Annotated in this window: 12 protein-coding genes; 5 read left to right on the top strand and 7 right to left on the bottom strand. The window is 62.8% G+C overall.

All coding sequences use genetic code 11. The features are described from left to right. Window positions 1-22: 22 nt before the first annotated feature. From AC6I9R_RS02785 to AC6I9R_RS02765, 5 genes are all read right to left on the bottom strand, one after another. Window positions 23-3,127 carry an efflux RND transporter permease subunit gene (locus AC6I9R_RS02785; protein WP_461429050.1) on the bottom strand — a complete coding sequence of 1,035 codons (3,105 nt, stop codon included), beginning with the start codon at window positions 3,125-3,127 and terminating at the stop codon, window positions 23-25. Beyond that, a complete protein-coding gene (locus tag AC6I9R_RS02780; protein WP_461429049.1) occupies window positions 3,124-4,467 on the bottom strand; it encodes an efflux RND transporter periplasmic adaptor subunit in 1,344 nt (447 codons plus the stop codon). The genes AC6I9R_RS02785 and AC6I9R_RS02780 overlap by 4 nt, the downstream gene beginning before the upstream one ends. A 228-nt stretch (window positions 4,468-4,695) precedes the next feature. Continuing rightward, a complete protein-coding gene (locus AC6I9R_RS02775; protein ID WP_461429048.1) occupies window positions 4,696-5,793 on the bottom strand; it encodes a M24 family metallopeptidase in 1,098 nt (365 codons plus the stop codon). A 69-nt stretch (window positions 5,794-5,862) separates the two neighbouring features. After that, the gene (locus tag AC6I9R_RS02770; protein WP_461429047.1) at window positions 5,863-7,449 is read right to left on the bottom strand and encodes an ABC transporter substrate-binding protein; all 1,587 of its coding nucleotides are present in this window, start codon (window positions 7,447-7,449) and stop codon (window positions 5,863-5,865) included. A 78-nt stretch (window positions 7,450-7,527) separates the two neighbouring features. Next, window positions 7,528-8,145 carry a helix-turn-helix domain-containing protein gene (locus AC6I9R_RS02765; RefSeq protein WP_461429046.1) on the bottom strand — a complete coding sequence of 206 codons (618 nt, stop codon included), beginning with the start codon at window positions 8,143-8,145 and terminating at the stop codon, window positions 7,528-7,530. A 164-nt stretch (window positions 8,146-8,309) separates the two neighbouring features. Between AC6I9R_RS02765 and AC6I9R_RS02760 the strand changes: the two genes are divergently transcribed. The 5 genes from AC6I9R_RS02760 to AC6I9R_RS02740 are packed head-to-tail and all read left to right on the top strand — an operon-like array spanning window position 8,310 to window position 12,321. Then, complete coding sequence (locus AC6I9R_RS02760) at window positions 8,310-9,335, top strand: ABC transporter permease (RefSeq protein WP_461429211.1); 1,026 nt, start codon at window positions 8,310-8,312, stop codon at window positions 9,333-9,335. Between the two features lies 1 nt (window position 9,336). Beyond that, the gene (locus tag AC6I9R_RS02755) at window positions 9,337-10,233 is read left to right on the top strand and encodes an ABC transporter permease (RefSeq protein WP_461429045.1); all 897 of its coding nucleotides are present in this window, start codon (window positions 9,337-9,339) and stop codon (window positions 10,231-10,233) included. Beyond that, entirely contained in the window at window positions 10,230-11,060 is an 831-nt protein-coding gene (locus tag AC6I9R_RS02750) for an ABC transporter ATP-binding protein (protein ID WP_461429044.1), read from the top strand. The genes AC6I9R_RS02755 and AC6I9R_RS02750 overlap by 4 nt, the downstream gene beginning before the upstream one ends. Beyond that, a complete protein-coding gene (locus AC6I9R_RS02745; protein ID WP_461429043.1) occupies window positions 11,057-11,815 on the top strand; it encodes an ABC transporter ATP-binding protein in 759 nt (252 codons plus the stop codon). The genes AC6I9R_RS02750 and AC6I9R_RS02745 overlap by 4 nt, the downstream gene beginning before the upstream one ends. Next, window positions 11,812-12,321, top strand: a complete 510-nt coding sequence (locus AC6I9R_RS02740; protein ID WP_461429042.1) for a GAF domain-containing protein — start codon at window positions 11,812-11,814, stop codon at window positions 12,319-12,321. The genes AC6I9R_RS02745 and AC6I9R_RS02740 overlap by 4 nt, the downstream gene beginning before the upstream one ends. 84 nt (window positions 12,322-12,405) lie before the next feature. Here AC6I9R_RS02740 and AC6I9R_RS02735 read toward each other — a convergent pair whose 3' ends face one another. Beyond that, a complete protein-coding gene (locus AC6I9R_RS02735; RefSeq protein WP_461429041.1) occupies window positions 12,406-13,197 on the bottom strand; it encodes an inositol monophosphatase family protein in 792 nt (263 codons plus the stop codon). 9 nt (window positions 13,198-13,206) lie between these two features. Next, window positions 13,207-14,220: an ABC transporter ATP-binding protein gene (locus tag AC6I9R_RS02730; RefSeq protein WP_461429040.1), complete on the bottom strand. Its 1,014-nt coding sequence runs from the start codon at window positions 14,218-14,220 to the stop codon at window positions 13,207-13,209. Window positions 14,221-14,224: the final 4 nt, after the last annotated feature.

The raw sequence follows: 14,224 nt of genomic DNA, 5'->3' as shown, positions 1-14,224 counted from the left end.
CAGCGCATCGGATCCCACACCCTCAAGCAGCAACACCTTCGGGCTCAAACTTGTCGATCCATTTGCGGACCGAAAACAGGTCGAAGTAGATCGACAGGATCGACGGGAACACCAACACGACAAGGACCATTGACGCGAGTAGGCCGAAGGCGACCGACACGACGAGTGGCACCAGCGTCTGCACCTGGGGGCTGGTGTCGAAGATGATCGGCAAAAGCCCCATGAAGGTCGTCGCACTGGACAACAGGATCGGGCGGAACCGGTCGCGCACCGCGTTCAGGGACGCGGCCACATGGTCGCCGCCCTGCAAATGCGACTGGAAGAACGTCAGGAACAAGATCGCGTTGTTGACCACGATCCCGGCGAGGGACGCGAAGCCGATCAGGCTTGGCATCGAGAAATCCATGCCCAGGGCCCAATGGCCCAGAATCGCGCCGATCAGGGCAAAGGGGATCGAGATCATCACCACCACCGGCAGGCTGTAAGAGCGGAACTGGAACGCCAGCACCATGTAGACGCCGATCAACCCCAACCCGAGGGCGGAGACCATGGAGGTTTGCGATTCCTGTTGTTCTGCCGTCGCCCCGCCGATGGCAATCTCGACCCCCGGAAAGTCCGATGCCAAGGCCGGTGCCAGTTCCGTCAGAACCACTTGCGAGATCGCGGAAGAGGTGGTGGCGTCATTGTCGATCTGGCCTTGGATGCGGGCCACCGCAAGCCCGTTGGTGCGGGTGATGGTGGCGTAGCTTGCCGTAAGCGTCACATCGGCCACGGCGTTCAGGCTGGTCTGGCCGCCCCCCGGCAAAAGGATCGGGAAACGCTCCAGTTCCGTCAGGCTGGAAACCGTGTCGGCCAATTGCACCCGAACCGTCCGTTCGCTTGCACCTTGGCGAAAACTGTCCGTCTCCGACCCCTCAAACGCCGTGCGCAGCTGGTTTGACAGCGATTGGGGGGTCAGCCCGGCAGAGGAGCCAAAGGTGTTCAGCAAAACCTGCGCCTCGTTCCGGCCGCCGTAGAAATCCTGGTAGGCTTCGGTCACGTCATCGCGTTGCAGCAAGTCCGCTGTCAGCCGCTCGGCCGCCGCCTCAAGATCGGCCAAATCGCGGCCGCGCAGTTCCACGTCCAGATCCAAGCCGCCAGGGCCCTGTTCGGATTGGGCGAAGCTGATCTGCACGACATCCGGCAGCGGGCCCGATGCCGCGCGCCAGGCCAGCAAGACCTCATCGGCGGTGACGTTTCGCAAAGCACTCTCAAGCAGATCGACAGTGATCGTCGCGGTGTGGGAGCCGTTGTCGTTGACGTTGTCGTTCACCGCATATTGGACCAAGACCCGTTCGACCAAGGGCGCGCCATCCCGGGTCAGCGGCGTCAATTCCGCATCCACCGCCTCAAGCCCTGCCACCAGTTGATCGACCGTCTCAACGGTGCGCTCCCGTGGGATGCCCGAGGTCAGCGACAGGCGCATGACAAGCGTGTCGCCCTCCGTCGCCGGGAAGCCGATGATCTTGACGGTTCCCGAAGCGATCAGGCCAACGCAAAGGATCAGGATTGCCACCACCGACCCGAACGTGAGGTATCGGAAATTGACCATGGCCGTCGCGGCGGGCATCACCACATTCTCACGCACCCAAACCAAGCCGCGTTCCGCTATGCGCGGTTTGAGGCTCGTCTCTGGATCATCACCGGAGTGGCTCAGGTGATGGGGCAGGATCAAGAAGCCCTCGACCAGTGACAGGGCCAACGTGATCAGCAGAACCATCGGGATGAACCGCAGGATCTGCCCCAGATCGCCCGAGATGAACATCAGCGGGCCGAACACGCAGGCCGATGTGATGAAGGACGAGATCACGCCCGGCAAAACCTCCATCGTGCCCTTGGCCGCTGCTTCCAGCGGCGGGGCCTTGCGACGCCATTTGTTGATGTTCTCGGCGATGACGATGCTGTCGTCCATGATCAGACCCACCGCCATCAAAAGCGCGATCAGGGTGATCATGTTGATCGTGATGCCCAGAAGGCTCATCACGAAGAGACCGCCCAAGAACGACACCGGCAGGGCGGCGGAAATCCACAGCGCTTCGCGCAGGGAGAAGAATAGCCACATGGTCGCGAAGACCAGAACCAGGCCAATCGCGATATTCTCGACGATCAGCGCGATGCGTTCCTCGACCAGTTCCGAGCTGTTGTTGAGCACAGCGATGTCAAAGGGGTCAGGATAGGCGGCGCGCTTTGCCTCCAACACGTCGTTGACCCGCTCGAACACGCGGATGATGTCTTCGTCTGCGGATTTCGCGATGGTTATGATCGCAGCGAGGTTGCCATCGATGTAGCTTTGGACGTTCTCGTCGCTGTCCACCAGGGTGATCGTGGCCAGATCAGACAGGCGCACCAGGGCGCCGTCAGCCGTTTCGATCACCGTCAGATCTTCAAGGTCCGTCAACGTCCGGGTCGCGCCCGAGTATCGCAGGATCAGATCGCCCTCGGTCAGGGCAGCATTGCCAAGGGGCTGCGAAAAGGACCGGGCCTCGATCGCGTTGACAAGATCGGCGCTGGAAAGGCCGAACTGGCGCAATGTCTGTTGGTCGAAATCCACCCGCAGCTCCCGGTCGGTGATCCCGCTGACGGACGCCGTCGCCACACCATCCAAGGCCAAAAGCCTGTCCGACAGCTCGTCCGCGTAAGCGATCAGCCCGTCCGCGCCCGAGATCCCGGAGACGGCGATCAAGGCAACAAGGTCGGTCTGCGAGGCAATCTCGACCGAGGGGGTCTCTGCCGCCGAAGGGAAGTCCGAAACGCCCGACACGGACGAAGAAATGTCGTTGAAGAACTGGATCAGGTTGCCGCCTTCGGCGAGCTCTGCCGTGGCGCGCGCGCGGCCTTCATTGGACAAGCACTCAAGATCCACGAGGCCCGTGGTCCCGGCCAGCGCGTCTTCCAGCGGGGCGCAGATTTCGTCATCCACGTCGCGCGCTGACGCGCCGGGATAGGTGACCGTTATGGTGACCGCGTCAGACGTGAACTCGGGAAACGTCTCACGTTCGATGCCTGAAATCACAAAGACCCCAAGCACCACCATGATCACCATCAGCAAGTTTGCGGCCACCGGGTGACGGACGAAATAGCCGATCATTGCGTAGCACCGTCACCCGAGATGACGTCAAGCGCCAGACCGGGGATCGAGGGGCGCGGTGAGGACAAAAGGATGCGGGTGCCGTCCGTCAGCCCCTCGACGATCAGGATCTGATCGCCTGCAACGGGCCCCGGGCGAACCGGCGTTATGGCCAGCCGATCCTCGGCGTCCGCCGTGAACAGGTAGGGCTGACCCTCTGCGCCTTGCTGCAGGATTGACCGGGGCACGGCGATCACATCGCTGTCCGGCGTGGCTTCCAGAACCACGGAAACGAAGCTTCCAAATTCCAAGGGCGGCGCGTTGTCAGCGGCGCTGGCGACCAGCGGATCGGCGACCCGAACCGCGATCCCGAGGGTTCCCGTTTCATTGTCAATCGAGCCTCGGAAACGCACGACCTCTGCCGGGTAACGCACGGTGTTCCCGCCGAACTCCAACTCGAGATAGGCCGAGACCCCCCCTTCCTGCATATATTCGACCACGCGAGTTGCATCGACGGACGTCATGTCTTGCAGCTGCGGGCCGACCGCAAGGCGCATCAGATTTCCAAAACCCTGGGGTTGAAACGCCCCCACAACCTCGGCCTCGTCGATGGCTTCAAGCGTCAGAACATCCGCGCCGACCCGAATGAAGTTACCCACTTCGACCGAAGCATTCGCGATCCGCCCGCGGAAAGGCGCGGTAATCGTGGTGTTGGATAGCGACCGCTGCGCATCGGCCAGTTCAGCCTCTCGCACCCTCAGCGTGGCGCCGGCCGTTTCCCGTTGCGATGGCAGAAGCGCCAAGGTGTTGGTCAGGTTGATGACGGCGTTTTCCTGAGCCAGAAGCGAACGTTGAGCGTCTTCCAGCGTCGATGCGGTCACGGTTCCGTTTTCGGAAAGCGTCTGGATGCGGTCGAAATCTGCCGCGACCAGCTCCAGGATGCGCTGCTCAACCGCCAATAGGCCTTGGGTGTTTTCCTCCTGCCGATCCAACTCGGCCAGACTGGCTTGCGCTGCGGCAACATTCGCCTCTGCAATCGCAACGCCCAACTCATAATCGGTGGTGTCTACCTGGACCAGAACCTGCCCCGCATCGACAACGGTTCCCACCGCCAAATCAGGGATCGTGGCCGTTACATTGCCTTCAACCTGGCTGACCGCCGACCAGCTTTGCACCGCTTCGACCCGACCATATCCTGTGGCCGAAATCGTCAATGGCTGCGCAACCACGGTCATCGTGCGCACGGCCAGCGTGGCTTCCTCAACAGGCGCGGCGGGCGCGTTGTCGCCTTGCGTCATCCAGAAAAACCCCAGAACGCCGATGGCCAGTGGAGGTATGATCAACAGCGGCTTGAGGTTCATGGTGGTGCTCTCTCGTGTCAGGCGGATCGTTTGTACTGGAAGACGGGTAAACCCATGCGCGTGCCGCGCGCGTGATGTGCCCGGCAATACAACCGTAAGGCGAGTTAAGCGCGTCTGCCAAGGGCGGTTCGCGGAATGGAAGCAGAACCAAGGTTTTGAATCGTCAAATCCAGCGATCGCAGCTTGGGATACGTGACGCGCATCGCAGGGCTCGATCCCTGCTAAGCCCTAGGACAACCAAATACTGCGCGACATGCCTGAAAGAACCTCTGCGCCTTGGGCTGTGGAAACGACGATATCCTCCAAACGCAGGCCAAACTGGCCCGGAAGGTAAATCCCTGGCTCGATGGAAAAGACATTGCCCGGCTGCAGGGCGACATCGGACGTGGCGGTGATGTAGGGCGGTTCATGGATATCGAGGCCAAGGCCATGGCCGGTGCGGTGCACGAAGAATTCGCCGTAGCCCGCATCTTCGATGACACCCCTGGCGGCGGCGTCAATCTCCCGGGCCAGAACACCGGGGCGCACTGCCGCAAGGGCGGCTTGAACGGCCTGTTCCACGACCTCGGCGACGCGGAGGAACTCGGGGGATGGTGTCGGGCCGAACCAGCCGCAGCGCGTCATATCGCTGGGGTAGCCGCCGAGCCGGCAGCCGGTGTCGATCAGGACGGCCATGTTGTCCTCCAAGACCGTGTCGCCGGTATGGTGATGGGGGAATGCGCCGTTTGCGCCAAAGCCCACGATGGTAAACTCAGGCTTCGCGCCGTGCGCTTTGTAATGGTCGTGGATGACCCGCGCCACGTCCCGCTCGGTCATACCCGCGCGGAGGCTTTGAAACCCGGCGGTGGCAGCCGCATCGTTGAGGTGCGCGCAGGCGCGCAGGGCGTCGACCTCCGCCGCGTCCTTCATGGCGCGCAGATGGCCGAGAGTGTCCGTGGAAAACCGCCGCAGCGGCGCGTCCATTGCATCAATCAGCAGCAGCGCGAAATCAGCACGCATGGCCTCATCCAGCGCGACGGTCTGGTTGGGCCCGGAGGTGTCACAAGCAGCGAGCAAGCGGTCCAACGCACCCGCAGGACCCGCCTCATCAGTCCAGGTCTCGAACGGCAAGTCGGTCGCCTGCCGCACGGAGTTTGCGTTAAGCGCGGGCATCAAGAAGCCCGCATGGGCCTGACTGACCAGAAGCATCACGGGCCGCTCATCACCATGGGGATCAGCGCCCGACAGCCACGCCATATGGCTGGTGGGGCCAAGCGCCACAAGGTCCGTTCCCGTCTCGGCCATCCGGGCGCGCAGGCGTGTCAGGCGATCTTGGTAGATGGTCATGTTCGGCCCCCTCTTGAAAGGAAAACGCCGGCCCCCAGTGCAGAGGCCGGCGCATGGATCATCGTCAGATCAGCTTTTGTCGACAAGCCGATAGAACACGAAGTCCGAGGTGGCCCCGTTGACGTAACCCGACACGTTGCCGGCCATGCCAACCTGATACGAGGCCTGGAACATGATCACGATGGGTGAGTTTTCCTGCACCCGGCGCTGAAGCTCCAGATACATCTCTTCACGTGCTGCCGGGTCGGATTCCGTCAGCGCCGCCGTGGTCATTGCGTTCATCTCTTCCGGAACCGCCCAGGAGTTCCGCCATGTGGTCGTGGCAGTATAGGTTTCCTGACGGTTGTCGGAGTTATAGGCGAAGGCCTTGGCGTTGGAGTGGGGATCCATGAAGTCCGGGCCCCAGTACAGCAGCATCGCCTCATGGCTGCGATCCCGGTAGCGGGTGATCACCTGGCTTCCGGTGCCGGGTAGGATCTCGAACTCGATGCCCGCTTCGGCGAAAGATGCCTGCAGGGACTGCGCCATATCCGTGAAAGGTGCCGCGTTGATCACATCAAGCGTGACGGTGATCGGCAGTTCGATGCCCGCGTCCTCAAGGATCTGCGCGGCGCGTTCTGGATCATAGCTGTAAGGCGTATCCGTCAGCGCCCCGGGGAAACCTTCCGGCCAGAAGGCCTGATGGATCTCCATCTGACCGGCAATGATCGAGTTGGTCATGCCCTCGTAATCCACCAGGTAACGCGCGGCCTCCCACACCGCGGGGGGTGTCAGGCTTTCCACGTTCTGGTTGAACGACAGAAAGTGCACCGCGGCCTGGGGGAACGTCTCAACCGACAGGGCATCATCGAGGCCCGCGATCTGGTCCGGTGTCAGGTTGCGCGCAATGTCCACGTCTCCGGCTTCCAGCAACAACTGCTGGGTGGCCGATTCCGCTACGTGGCGGATGATGACGCCGTCGATGGCGGGCGCGCCGTTAAAGTAATTGGGGTTGGCCTCCATCCGGATCAGCTCTGCCGCGCGGAAGGCGGTCATGGCGAAAGGCCCGGTGCCTGCGGTGTTGGCATTGAGCCAGGCGTTGCCCATGTCGCCGTCGACCTCATTGGCCATGGCGGTTTCCATGTCCACGATGGACGCGGGCCGCGAGGCCAGCACGTTCATCACAAACGCCGGAGAGAAATCACCGTCATAGCGCACGGTCACGGTGTTGCCATCGGCTGTCACCATCTCGCCCACGTTCTCGGGCGTCCAACCCAGTTGCGTGAGGATGAAGGCAGGCGTCAGGTTCAACTGCACCACACGAGAGAAAGAGCCCACCACGTCATCGGCGGTAAAGTCGTTGCCGGAATGGAACGTCACGCCCTCGCGCAGGGTGAAAACGATGGTCTTGGCCTCGGCGTCGATCTCCCACGATGTTGCAAGGCCGGGGGCCAGAACGGTGGTGTCCTCGGCGTCATACTGCACAAGCCGGTCATAGGTGTTGGTCACCAGCTCACCGGAGGTAAACTCATAGGCCTGGGCGGGGTCAATCGCGACGATGTCGTCGATGTTCTGCGCCACGACGAGGATGTCGTCGGGCGTGTCCGCGAAGGCCGCGGGCGTGGCCAGCGGCAGCGCCAGCATCGCCGATAGCAAGGCGGGTTTTAGCAGTTTCATAGGGTCAACCTCCGTGTCGATTTGGATATTGCGCGCAAGTTTGCCCGAAAACCGGTATCCACTTTTCGGCCTGCGCTTTCAGCCATTCGTGTTGGCCGGGTTCAGTTCAGGCAGTTTCACCGCGCCCTTGCGTTGCAGAACCGAAAGGGTGCCGGTCCACAGAATGCGCGTGGTCGTCTGGGTCTCGTTGGACCAGGAATGAGGGGTTGAGCCGGAATAATGCAGACTGTCCCCCTTTTGTAGAATGAAGCTTTGGCCCCCCAGCGTCTGGGTGATCTCGCCGTCGAGAAGGAAGATGATCTCTTCCCCCTCGTGGTTGACCACCTCGGACGCATAGCCGGGCGGCACATGCAGGATGTAGCAGGACAGCTCGGCCCCCGGAAAATCGGCGCCAACGGATTCATACAGGATCGACGTGCCGTCGATAGAAAACTGCGGCCGTGCGCCGCTGCGCGTCAGGCTGTCGGCGGGTTTGGACGTCGCGATGAAGTATTCCAGCCCAACAGAAAGACCCTGGGCGATCTGCGCCAGCGTCCCCAGCGACGGCGTGGATTGCCCCCGCTCAACCTGGCTGAGGTAGCCGACCGACAGCCCCGCGTCATCGCAGAGCGCCTGCAACGTCAGCCCCAACTGCTTGCGCCGCTTGCGGATCAGCGCCCCAAGGGCCGGGTCATTGTTCGATTTGGGTCGTGCCACGTATCCCTCCCCAGGTTGCGGCAATCATCATAATTTTTTTGATCTAAGCAAAACTATTTGCCATCGCCAAGTCTTTTGTTGCACCTTCCCGTGACAGAACCGGCGCGAGTTGCGCCCTGGGGACCGCTTTCGACGTGATCACGCTTCGCCCGTCCTACCCAACCCTGCTGCGCCCTTTGGGGGGCCTGGTCCGCTTTGCCACCGTTGTGGCACTGACGTTTCTGGGGCTTCTGGCGCTGACGTTCTTCATTGGCCGTGTTGTGCCGATTGACCCTGTGCTGGCCGTTGTGGGCGACCGCGCCACCCCCGAACAATATGAGGTCGCGCGGGTGGCCATGGGCCTCGACCGGCCCCTGATCGTGCAATTCGTGGCCTATGTGCGCGATGTGCTCAGCTTCGATCTTGGCATGTCGACATCGACCAACCGCCCCGTTGCAGAAGACCTCGCGCGGGTCTTTCCCGCAACGTTGGAAATGGCAACGCTCGGCATCCTGATCGGCGTGGGCCTTGGGATTCCCGCAGGCGTTTTGGCCGCCGCCTGGCAGGGCAGCTGGATCGATCAGGTCATCCGTGTCTTCGCACTTCTGGGCTATTCGGTTCCCGCGTTCTGGCTGGGTCTTGTGGGGCTTGCGATCTTCTACGCCTGGCTCGGCTGGGTGGAGGGGCCGGGGCGCGTCAGCATCTTCTACGACGGGATCACCCCCGTCGTGACCGGCCTCTTGACCGTCGACGCGCTTCTGGATGGCGATTGGGACGTCTTCGCCAGCGCGTGGTCGCACATCATCCTGCCCGCTTCGATCCTGGGCGTCTTCTCCCTCGCCTACATCGCACGGATGACGCGGTCGTTCATGTTGGACCAACTCAGCCAGGAATACGTCACGACGGCCCGCGTCAAAGGCGTGCCGGAATGGCAGGTGATCTGGGTCCATGCCTTCGGATCCATCCGTGTGCCGCTGATCACCGTGATCGGACTATCCTACGCGGGCCTTCTGGAAGGTTCGGTGATGATCGAAACGGTGTTCTCCTGGCCCGGCATTGGCAACTACCTGACCACCGCGCTGTTCAACGCCGACATGAACGCGGTTCTGGGGGCAACGCTCGTGATCGGAGCGGTGTTCATCCTGATCAACAAGGTCTCGGACGTGCTCTACCGCATCCTCGACCCCCGTTCCCGTGAAGGGAGCCGCTGATATGCGAGACTGGCTTCTGGACGATAGCCCCGCCTCGCGCACCCAGGCCGCCTCGGGTCGCGCGTACCGCGTGACGCTGGATTTGCTGCGCAATCCACTGGCCGTTCTCGGTACGTTGATCATCGCAGCCCTGATCCTGACGGCGATTTTCGCGGACATGATCGCGCCCGGTGGGCCCGGCGGACAATTCCTTGACCGCCGCCTGCAGCCGCCCTCGTCCGAGCATTGGTTCGGCACCGACCAATTGGGCCGCGATATTTTCGCACGCGTGGTCCATGGCGCGCAGATCACCTTGCAGATCGTGGCCCTTGTCGCGATTGTCTCTGCCCCCCTGGGCCTGATGATCGGCGCCGTCTCGGGCTACTTCGGCGGCTGGATTGACCGAGGGCTCATGGGCATCACCGACGTGTTTCTGTCTATGCCCAAACTGGTCCTTGCCCTGGCCTTCGCCGCCGCCCTTGGGCCGGGGATCGAGAACGCGATCATCGCCATCGCCATCACCACATGGCCCGCGTACGCCCGCATCGCGCGGGCCGAAACACTGACGCTGCGCAATTCAGAGTTCGTCGCGGCTGCGCGCCTGTTGGGCGCGTCCCACACGCGCATCATCACGCGCCACGTTCTGCCGCTCTGCACCTCGTCGATGATCATCCGCGTCACGCTGGATATGGCGGGGATCATCCTGACAGCGGCGGGCCTGGGCTTCCTGGGCCTTGGCGCGCAACCGCCCGAGCCGGAGTGGGGCGCTATGATCTCGGGCGGGCGCAGCTTCATCTATGATCAATGGTGGGTCTCCACCTTCCCCGGGTTCGCCATCATCCTCGTGTCCCTCGGCTTCTGCTTTCTGGGCGACGGCTTGCGCGACGTGCTGGACCCGAAATCGGAGCGCAAGGGATGAGCTTGCTCCGCGTCGATAACTTGCGCGTCAGCTTCCCCACGCCCAAGGGCCGGGTGAATGTGGTGGACGGCGTCTCGTTCGAATTAGGGCAGGAACGGCTGGGGATCGTCGGCGAAAGCGGCTCCGGCAAATCGATGACGGGCCGTGCGATCCTGCGGCTGATCCGGCCACCGGGGCGGGTTGGGGGGCAGATGACCTTTGAGGGGCAGGATCTGGCAACGCTGACCAATCGGCAAATGCGCCAGGTCCGCGGCGCCAAGATCTCGATGATCATGCAGGATCCACGTTACTCCCTGAACCCCGTCATGACCGTCGGCGCGCAAATCGCGGAGGCCCTGCGCACCCACGAACGCCTGCCTCGCAACGTGGTCAAGACGCGGGTCCGTGAGATGCTGGAAGCCGTGCGGATCAATGACCCCGACCGCGTGGCGGCCATGCATGCGCACGAGCTGTCAGGCGGCATGGGTCAACGCGTGATGATCGCCATGATGCTGATCCCCCGCCCCCGCCTGTTGATCGCTGACGAGCCGACAAGCGCCTTGGATGTCAGCGTGCAAGGCGATGTCTTGACCCTGATCAACGATCTGGTCAGCGGCAGTGCGGTGAACCCCGACGGCATGGGGCTGATCCTGATCAGCCACGACCTGCCCTTGGTGGCGCGCTATTGTGACCGTATTCTGGTGATGAACTCAGGACGCGTGGTTGAAACCTGCGCGGCCCAGGACCTGCACAAGGCAACCCACCCCTACACCCGTGGCCTGCTCGCCGCCGTGCCACAAATGCATGAAACGCGCGAGACGCTTCCCGTGATGGAGCGCACGACATGACGGCGGCGCTTTCCCTAACAAACCTCGACATCGCCTATGACGGCACGCGCGTGGTACAGGGCGTGTCCTTTGAGGTCGCAAAAGGGGAAAGCTTTGCCCTGGTGGGCGAAAGCGGCTCTGGCAAATCCACAGTCCTGAAAGCACTGTGCGGTCTGGCCCCGGAGTGGACCGGTGCGATGGAAATCCTCGGCCAGCCCGGTCCCCACCGCCCCAACCGCGCCCTTGCCCGGCAATGCCAGATGGTGTTCCAGGACCCCTACGGCTCGCTCCATCCGCGCAAGACCGTGGATGCGGTCCTGTCTGAGCCGCTGGCGATCCACGGCGTCGGCGATGCAGATGCGCGAGTGAAACAGGTGCTGGCGGACGTCGGCCTCGACGCCCGATTTCGTTTTCGCTACCCGCACCAGATGTCCGGGGGGCAACGCCAACGTGTGGCCATTGCCCGCGCGCTGATGTTGGAGCCTGAAGTCATGCTGCTCGACGAGCCGACCAGCGCCTTGGACGTCAGCGTGCAGGCAGAAATCCTGAACCTGCTCAAACGTTTACGGGCAGAGCGGGGGCTCACCTATCTGTTGGTCACGCACAATTTGCCCGTCGTCAGCTTCATGTGCGACCGCATGGCGGTGATGAACAAGGGCCAGATCGTGGAGATCGCACCCGCCACAGCCCTGCATGACGGCAGCTTCACGGACCCGTATTCTCAGGTACTCTTTGCGGCCAGCGGCGGCGCCGGCGAACCAGGGGATCATCCATGACAGACCCCGACCGCGCGCAGGCTCAGTTCGAAGGCGACTTGGCCCGTGCGACCTCTGAAGAGGACGTCTTCGCAGCGCTCTACCGTTTCAGCAACGCGTTGATGCCGGTGCGCCTTTGGACCGTCATGACGGTCGATCTGAACGCCGGGGTCGCCCGCCGCGCCTTTTCCAACATGCCCGACGCCTACCCGACATCCGGCACAAAAGAGATTACACCCAACGCGTGGTTCGACATCGTCCATGGCCGCCGCGAGTGCTTTGTCGCGAATTCGCTGGACGACATCGCCGCCGTGTTCCCCGACTACGAGTTGATCGGGGCGCTCGGATGCGCCTCTGTCATGAACCTGCCCGTGTTTGACGACGGAGAACTGCTGGCGACCGTGAACCTTCTGGATCGAGAGGGCTATTTCTCGGCTGACCGCGTCGCTGCCTGCCGGGAAATTTTAACGGAGCCCGCGCTAACGGCCCTTCGTGCGGCGAGGGCAAAAGGACACTCGCCCTCCTAATTACGCCGCGCGTTCGATGTCCGAACAAAAAGAAATTGGACATCGCAGCAAATCCTTAGCCGGCCAAATCATCCGTCCGCCACACTATGGAATCAGGCCCGCCCCACCGACAATCTCTCGCAACGGCTCCCAAACGGCGGGCGCAGCACCCATGCAAAGGCCGAGTGGCGTCGTCGCGGCATAGGGGTAGGTGACCCCGCCCGCTTCCCGGATCATCAGCAACCCCGCCAGGCTGTCCCAGGGGTTCATCGCGCCCTCCACATAGCCCCCAAGCCGCCCGGCGGCGACGCTGGCCAACATGTTCGCGCCAGAGCCATTGCGATAGAACATCCCGCCCGCGCGCATCACGCCCAGAAGAACGGCGGCAGCAGGCTCCGGTGCGGTCCGGTCCGATGCGCCGACGGCGATCAGGGATTGGTCGATCCTGCGGTCAGCGTCCATGCGGAAGACTTGGCCATCAATGGTGAACCCCTGACCCGCGCGGGCCATGAACTGCTCGCCCGCGAGGGGGACATCGATGACGCCAATCAACGTCTCCTCCCCTTGGATCAAGGTGATCACGACGCACCAATGGGGCAGTCCCATCAGGAAGGGCACGGTCCCGTCGATGGGATCAATCACCCAGGTCAGGCCCGACTTGCCGCCAACTGCGCCGCCCTCCTCCCCCAGGATCGCATCATCCGGGAAGTTGGCCGTGATCTCCGCGCGGATCATGTCTTCCACGGCGCGGTCCGCGATGGACACGAGGTCCAACTCACCGTTCTTGGTCTCTACCTCAAGGGCACTGCGGTTGCGGTAGTACTCAAGAGCCAACAGCCCGGCGCGCCGCGCCAGATCAGAGGCAAGCGTCGCGCGCGCATTAATGGGATCGGTCATGGCACTATCCTACTGCACAAGGATCAGATCGCCCGGGTCAATCAGAAGCGTGACCTGATCGCCAGCGGTATGGCGGGCCTCAGAAATCGGGCGCGACACAAGGAATTCGAGGTCTTCATCCTGCACCACGTACTCCATTCGGGACCCAAGGTAGCTGGCCGAACTGATCGTTGCCACGCCGCCCGGGGTCAGCGTGATCCGCTCTGGCCGGATCGTCGCCGTCGTCGGGCCGTCCGGCGCGGCGACGGGAAGGTCCAGATGGGCGGCGGTGAAGCGGCCGTTGCTGATCTGCCCCTCGATCAGGTTGGCATCCCCGATGAAGTCGGCCACGAAGGCCGATGACGGCTGCTCATAAAGCTCGGTCGGCGTGCCGATCTGGGCGATCTGGCCCATTTTCATCACAACGATGCGGTCAGAGACGGCCAGCGCTTCTTCCTGGTCGTGGGTGACGTAGACAGCGGTCAGGCCGAAGCGCTGTTGCAAGTCGCGGATCTCGGCCCGGACCTTGCGGCGCAGCTTGGCGTCCACGTTGGAGAGCGGCTCATCGAACAGAAGCACATCGGGCTGTTGCACAATTGCACGCGCCACGGCCACGCGCTGCTGCTGTCCACCGGAAAGCTCTGACGGCAAGCGCGCCTCCAGCCCGCCCAGACCCACTTGGTCGAGGATCGCGCGGGCTTGGTCCCGGGCGTCCGCCTTGCTGACCCCTCGGATCGTCGGCCCGTAAGACACGTTGTCGAGCACAGACATATGCGGAAACAGCGCGTAGGACTGGAACACCATCCCTACGTTCCGCTCACTCGCCGGGTCCCGGCTCACGTCTCGGCCTGCGATCTTGACCTGGCCCTCGGACGGCAACTCCAACCCTGCGATCAGGCGCAGGGACGTGGTCTTGCCGCACCCCGACGGGCCGAGGAATGTCACCAGCTCCCCCTTCTCAATCGAGAAATTGATCCGGTCCACCGCCGTCGCATCGCCATAGCGCTTCACGACGTCCACAAATTCGATTGCCGTCTCAGACATGCCT

The organism is Gymnodinialimonas sp. (assembly GCF_059726805.1).
The sequence above is the reverse complement of the archived record's forward strand: the minus strand, read 5'-3'. Positions and strand labels throughout refer to the sequence as shown.

What these genes read in the sequence shown, in the direction of transcription:
- AC6I9R_RS02785 (WP_461429050.1), bottom strand. Translation starts at nt 3,127, where the DNA reads ATGATCGGCTATTTCGTCCGTCACCCGGTGGCCGCAAACTTGCTGATG.
- AC6I9R_RS02780 (WP_461429049.1), bottom strand. Translation starts at nt 4,467, where the DNA reads ATGAACCTCAAGCCGCTGTTGATCATACCTCCACTGGCCATCGGCGTT.
- AC6I9R_RS02775 (WP_461429048.1), bottom strand. Translation starts at nt 5,793, where the DNA reads ATGACCATCTACCAAGATCGCCTGACACGCCTGCGCGCCCGGATGGCC.
- AC6I9R_RS02770 (WP_461429047.1), bottom strand. Translation starts at nt 7,449, where the DNA reads ATGAAACTGCTAAAACCCGCCTTGCTATCGGCGATGCTGGCGCTGCCG.
- AC6I9R_RS02755 (WP_461429045.1), top strand. Translation starts at nt 9,337, where the DNA reads ATGCGAGACTGGCTTCTGGACGATAGCCCCGCCTCGCGCACCCAGGCC.
- AC6I9R_RS02750 (WP_461429044.1), top strand. Translation starts at nt 10,230, where the DNA reads ATGAGCTTGCTCCGCGTCGATAACTTGCGCGTCAGCTTCCCCACGCCC.
- AC6I9R_RS02745 (WP_461429043.1), top strand. Translation starts at nt 11,057, where the DNA reads ATGACGGCGGCGCTTTCCCTAACAAACCTCGACATCGCCTATGACGGC.
- AC6I9R_RS02740 (WP_461429042.1), top strand. Translation starts at nt 11,812, where the DNA reads ATGACAGACCCCGACCGCGCGCAGGCTCAGTTCGAAGGCGACTTGGCC.
- AC6I9R_RS02735 (WP_461429041.1), bottom strand. Translation starts at nt 13,197, where the DNA reads ATGACCGATCCCATTAATGCGCGCGCGACGCTTGCCTCTGATCTGGCG.
- AC6I9R_RS02730 (WP_461429040.1), bottom strand. Translation starts at nt 14,220, where the DNA reads ATGTCTGAGACGGCAATCGAATTTGTGGACGTCGTGAAGCGCTATGGC.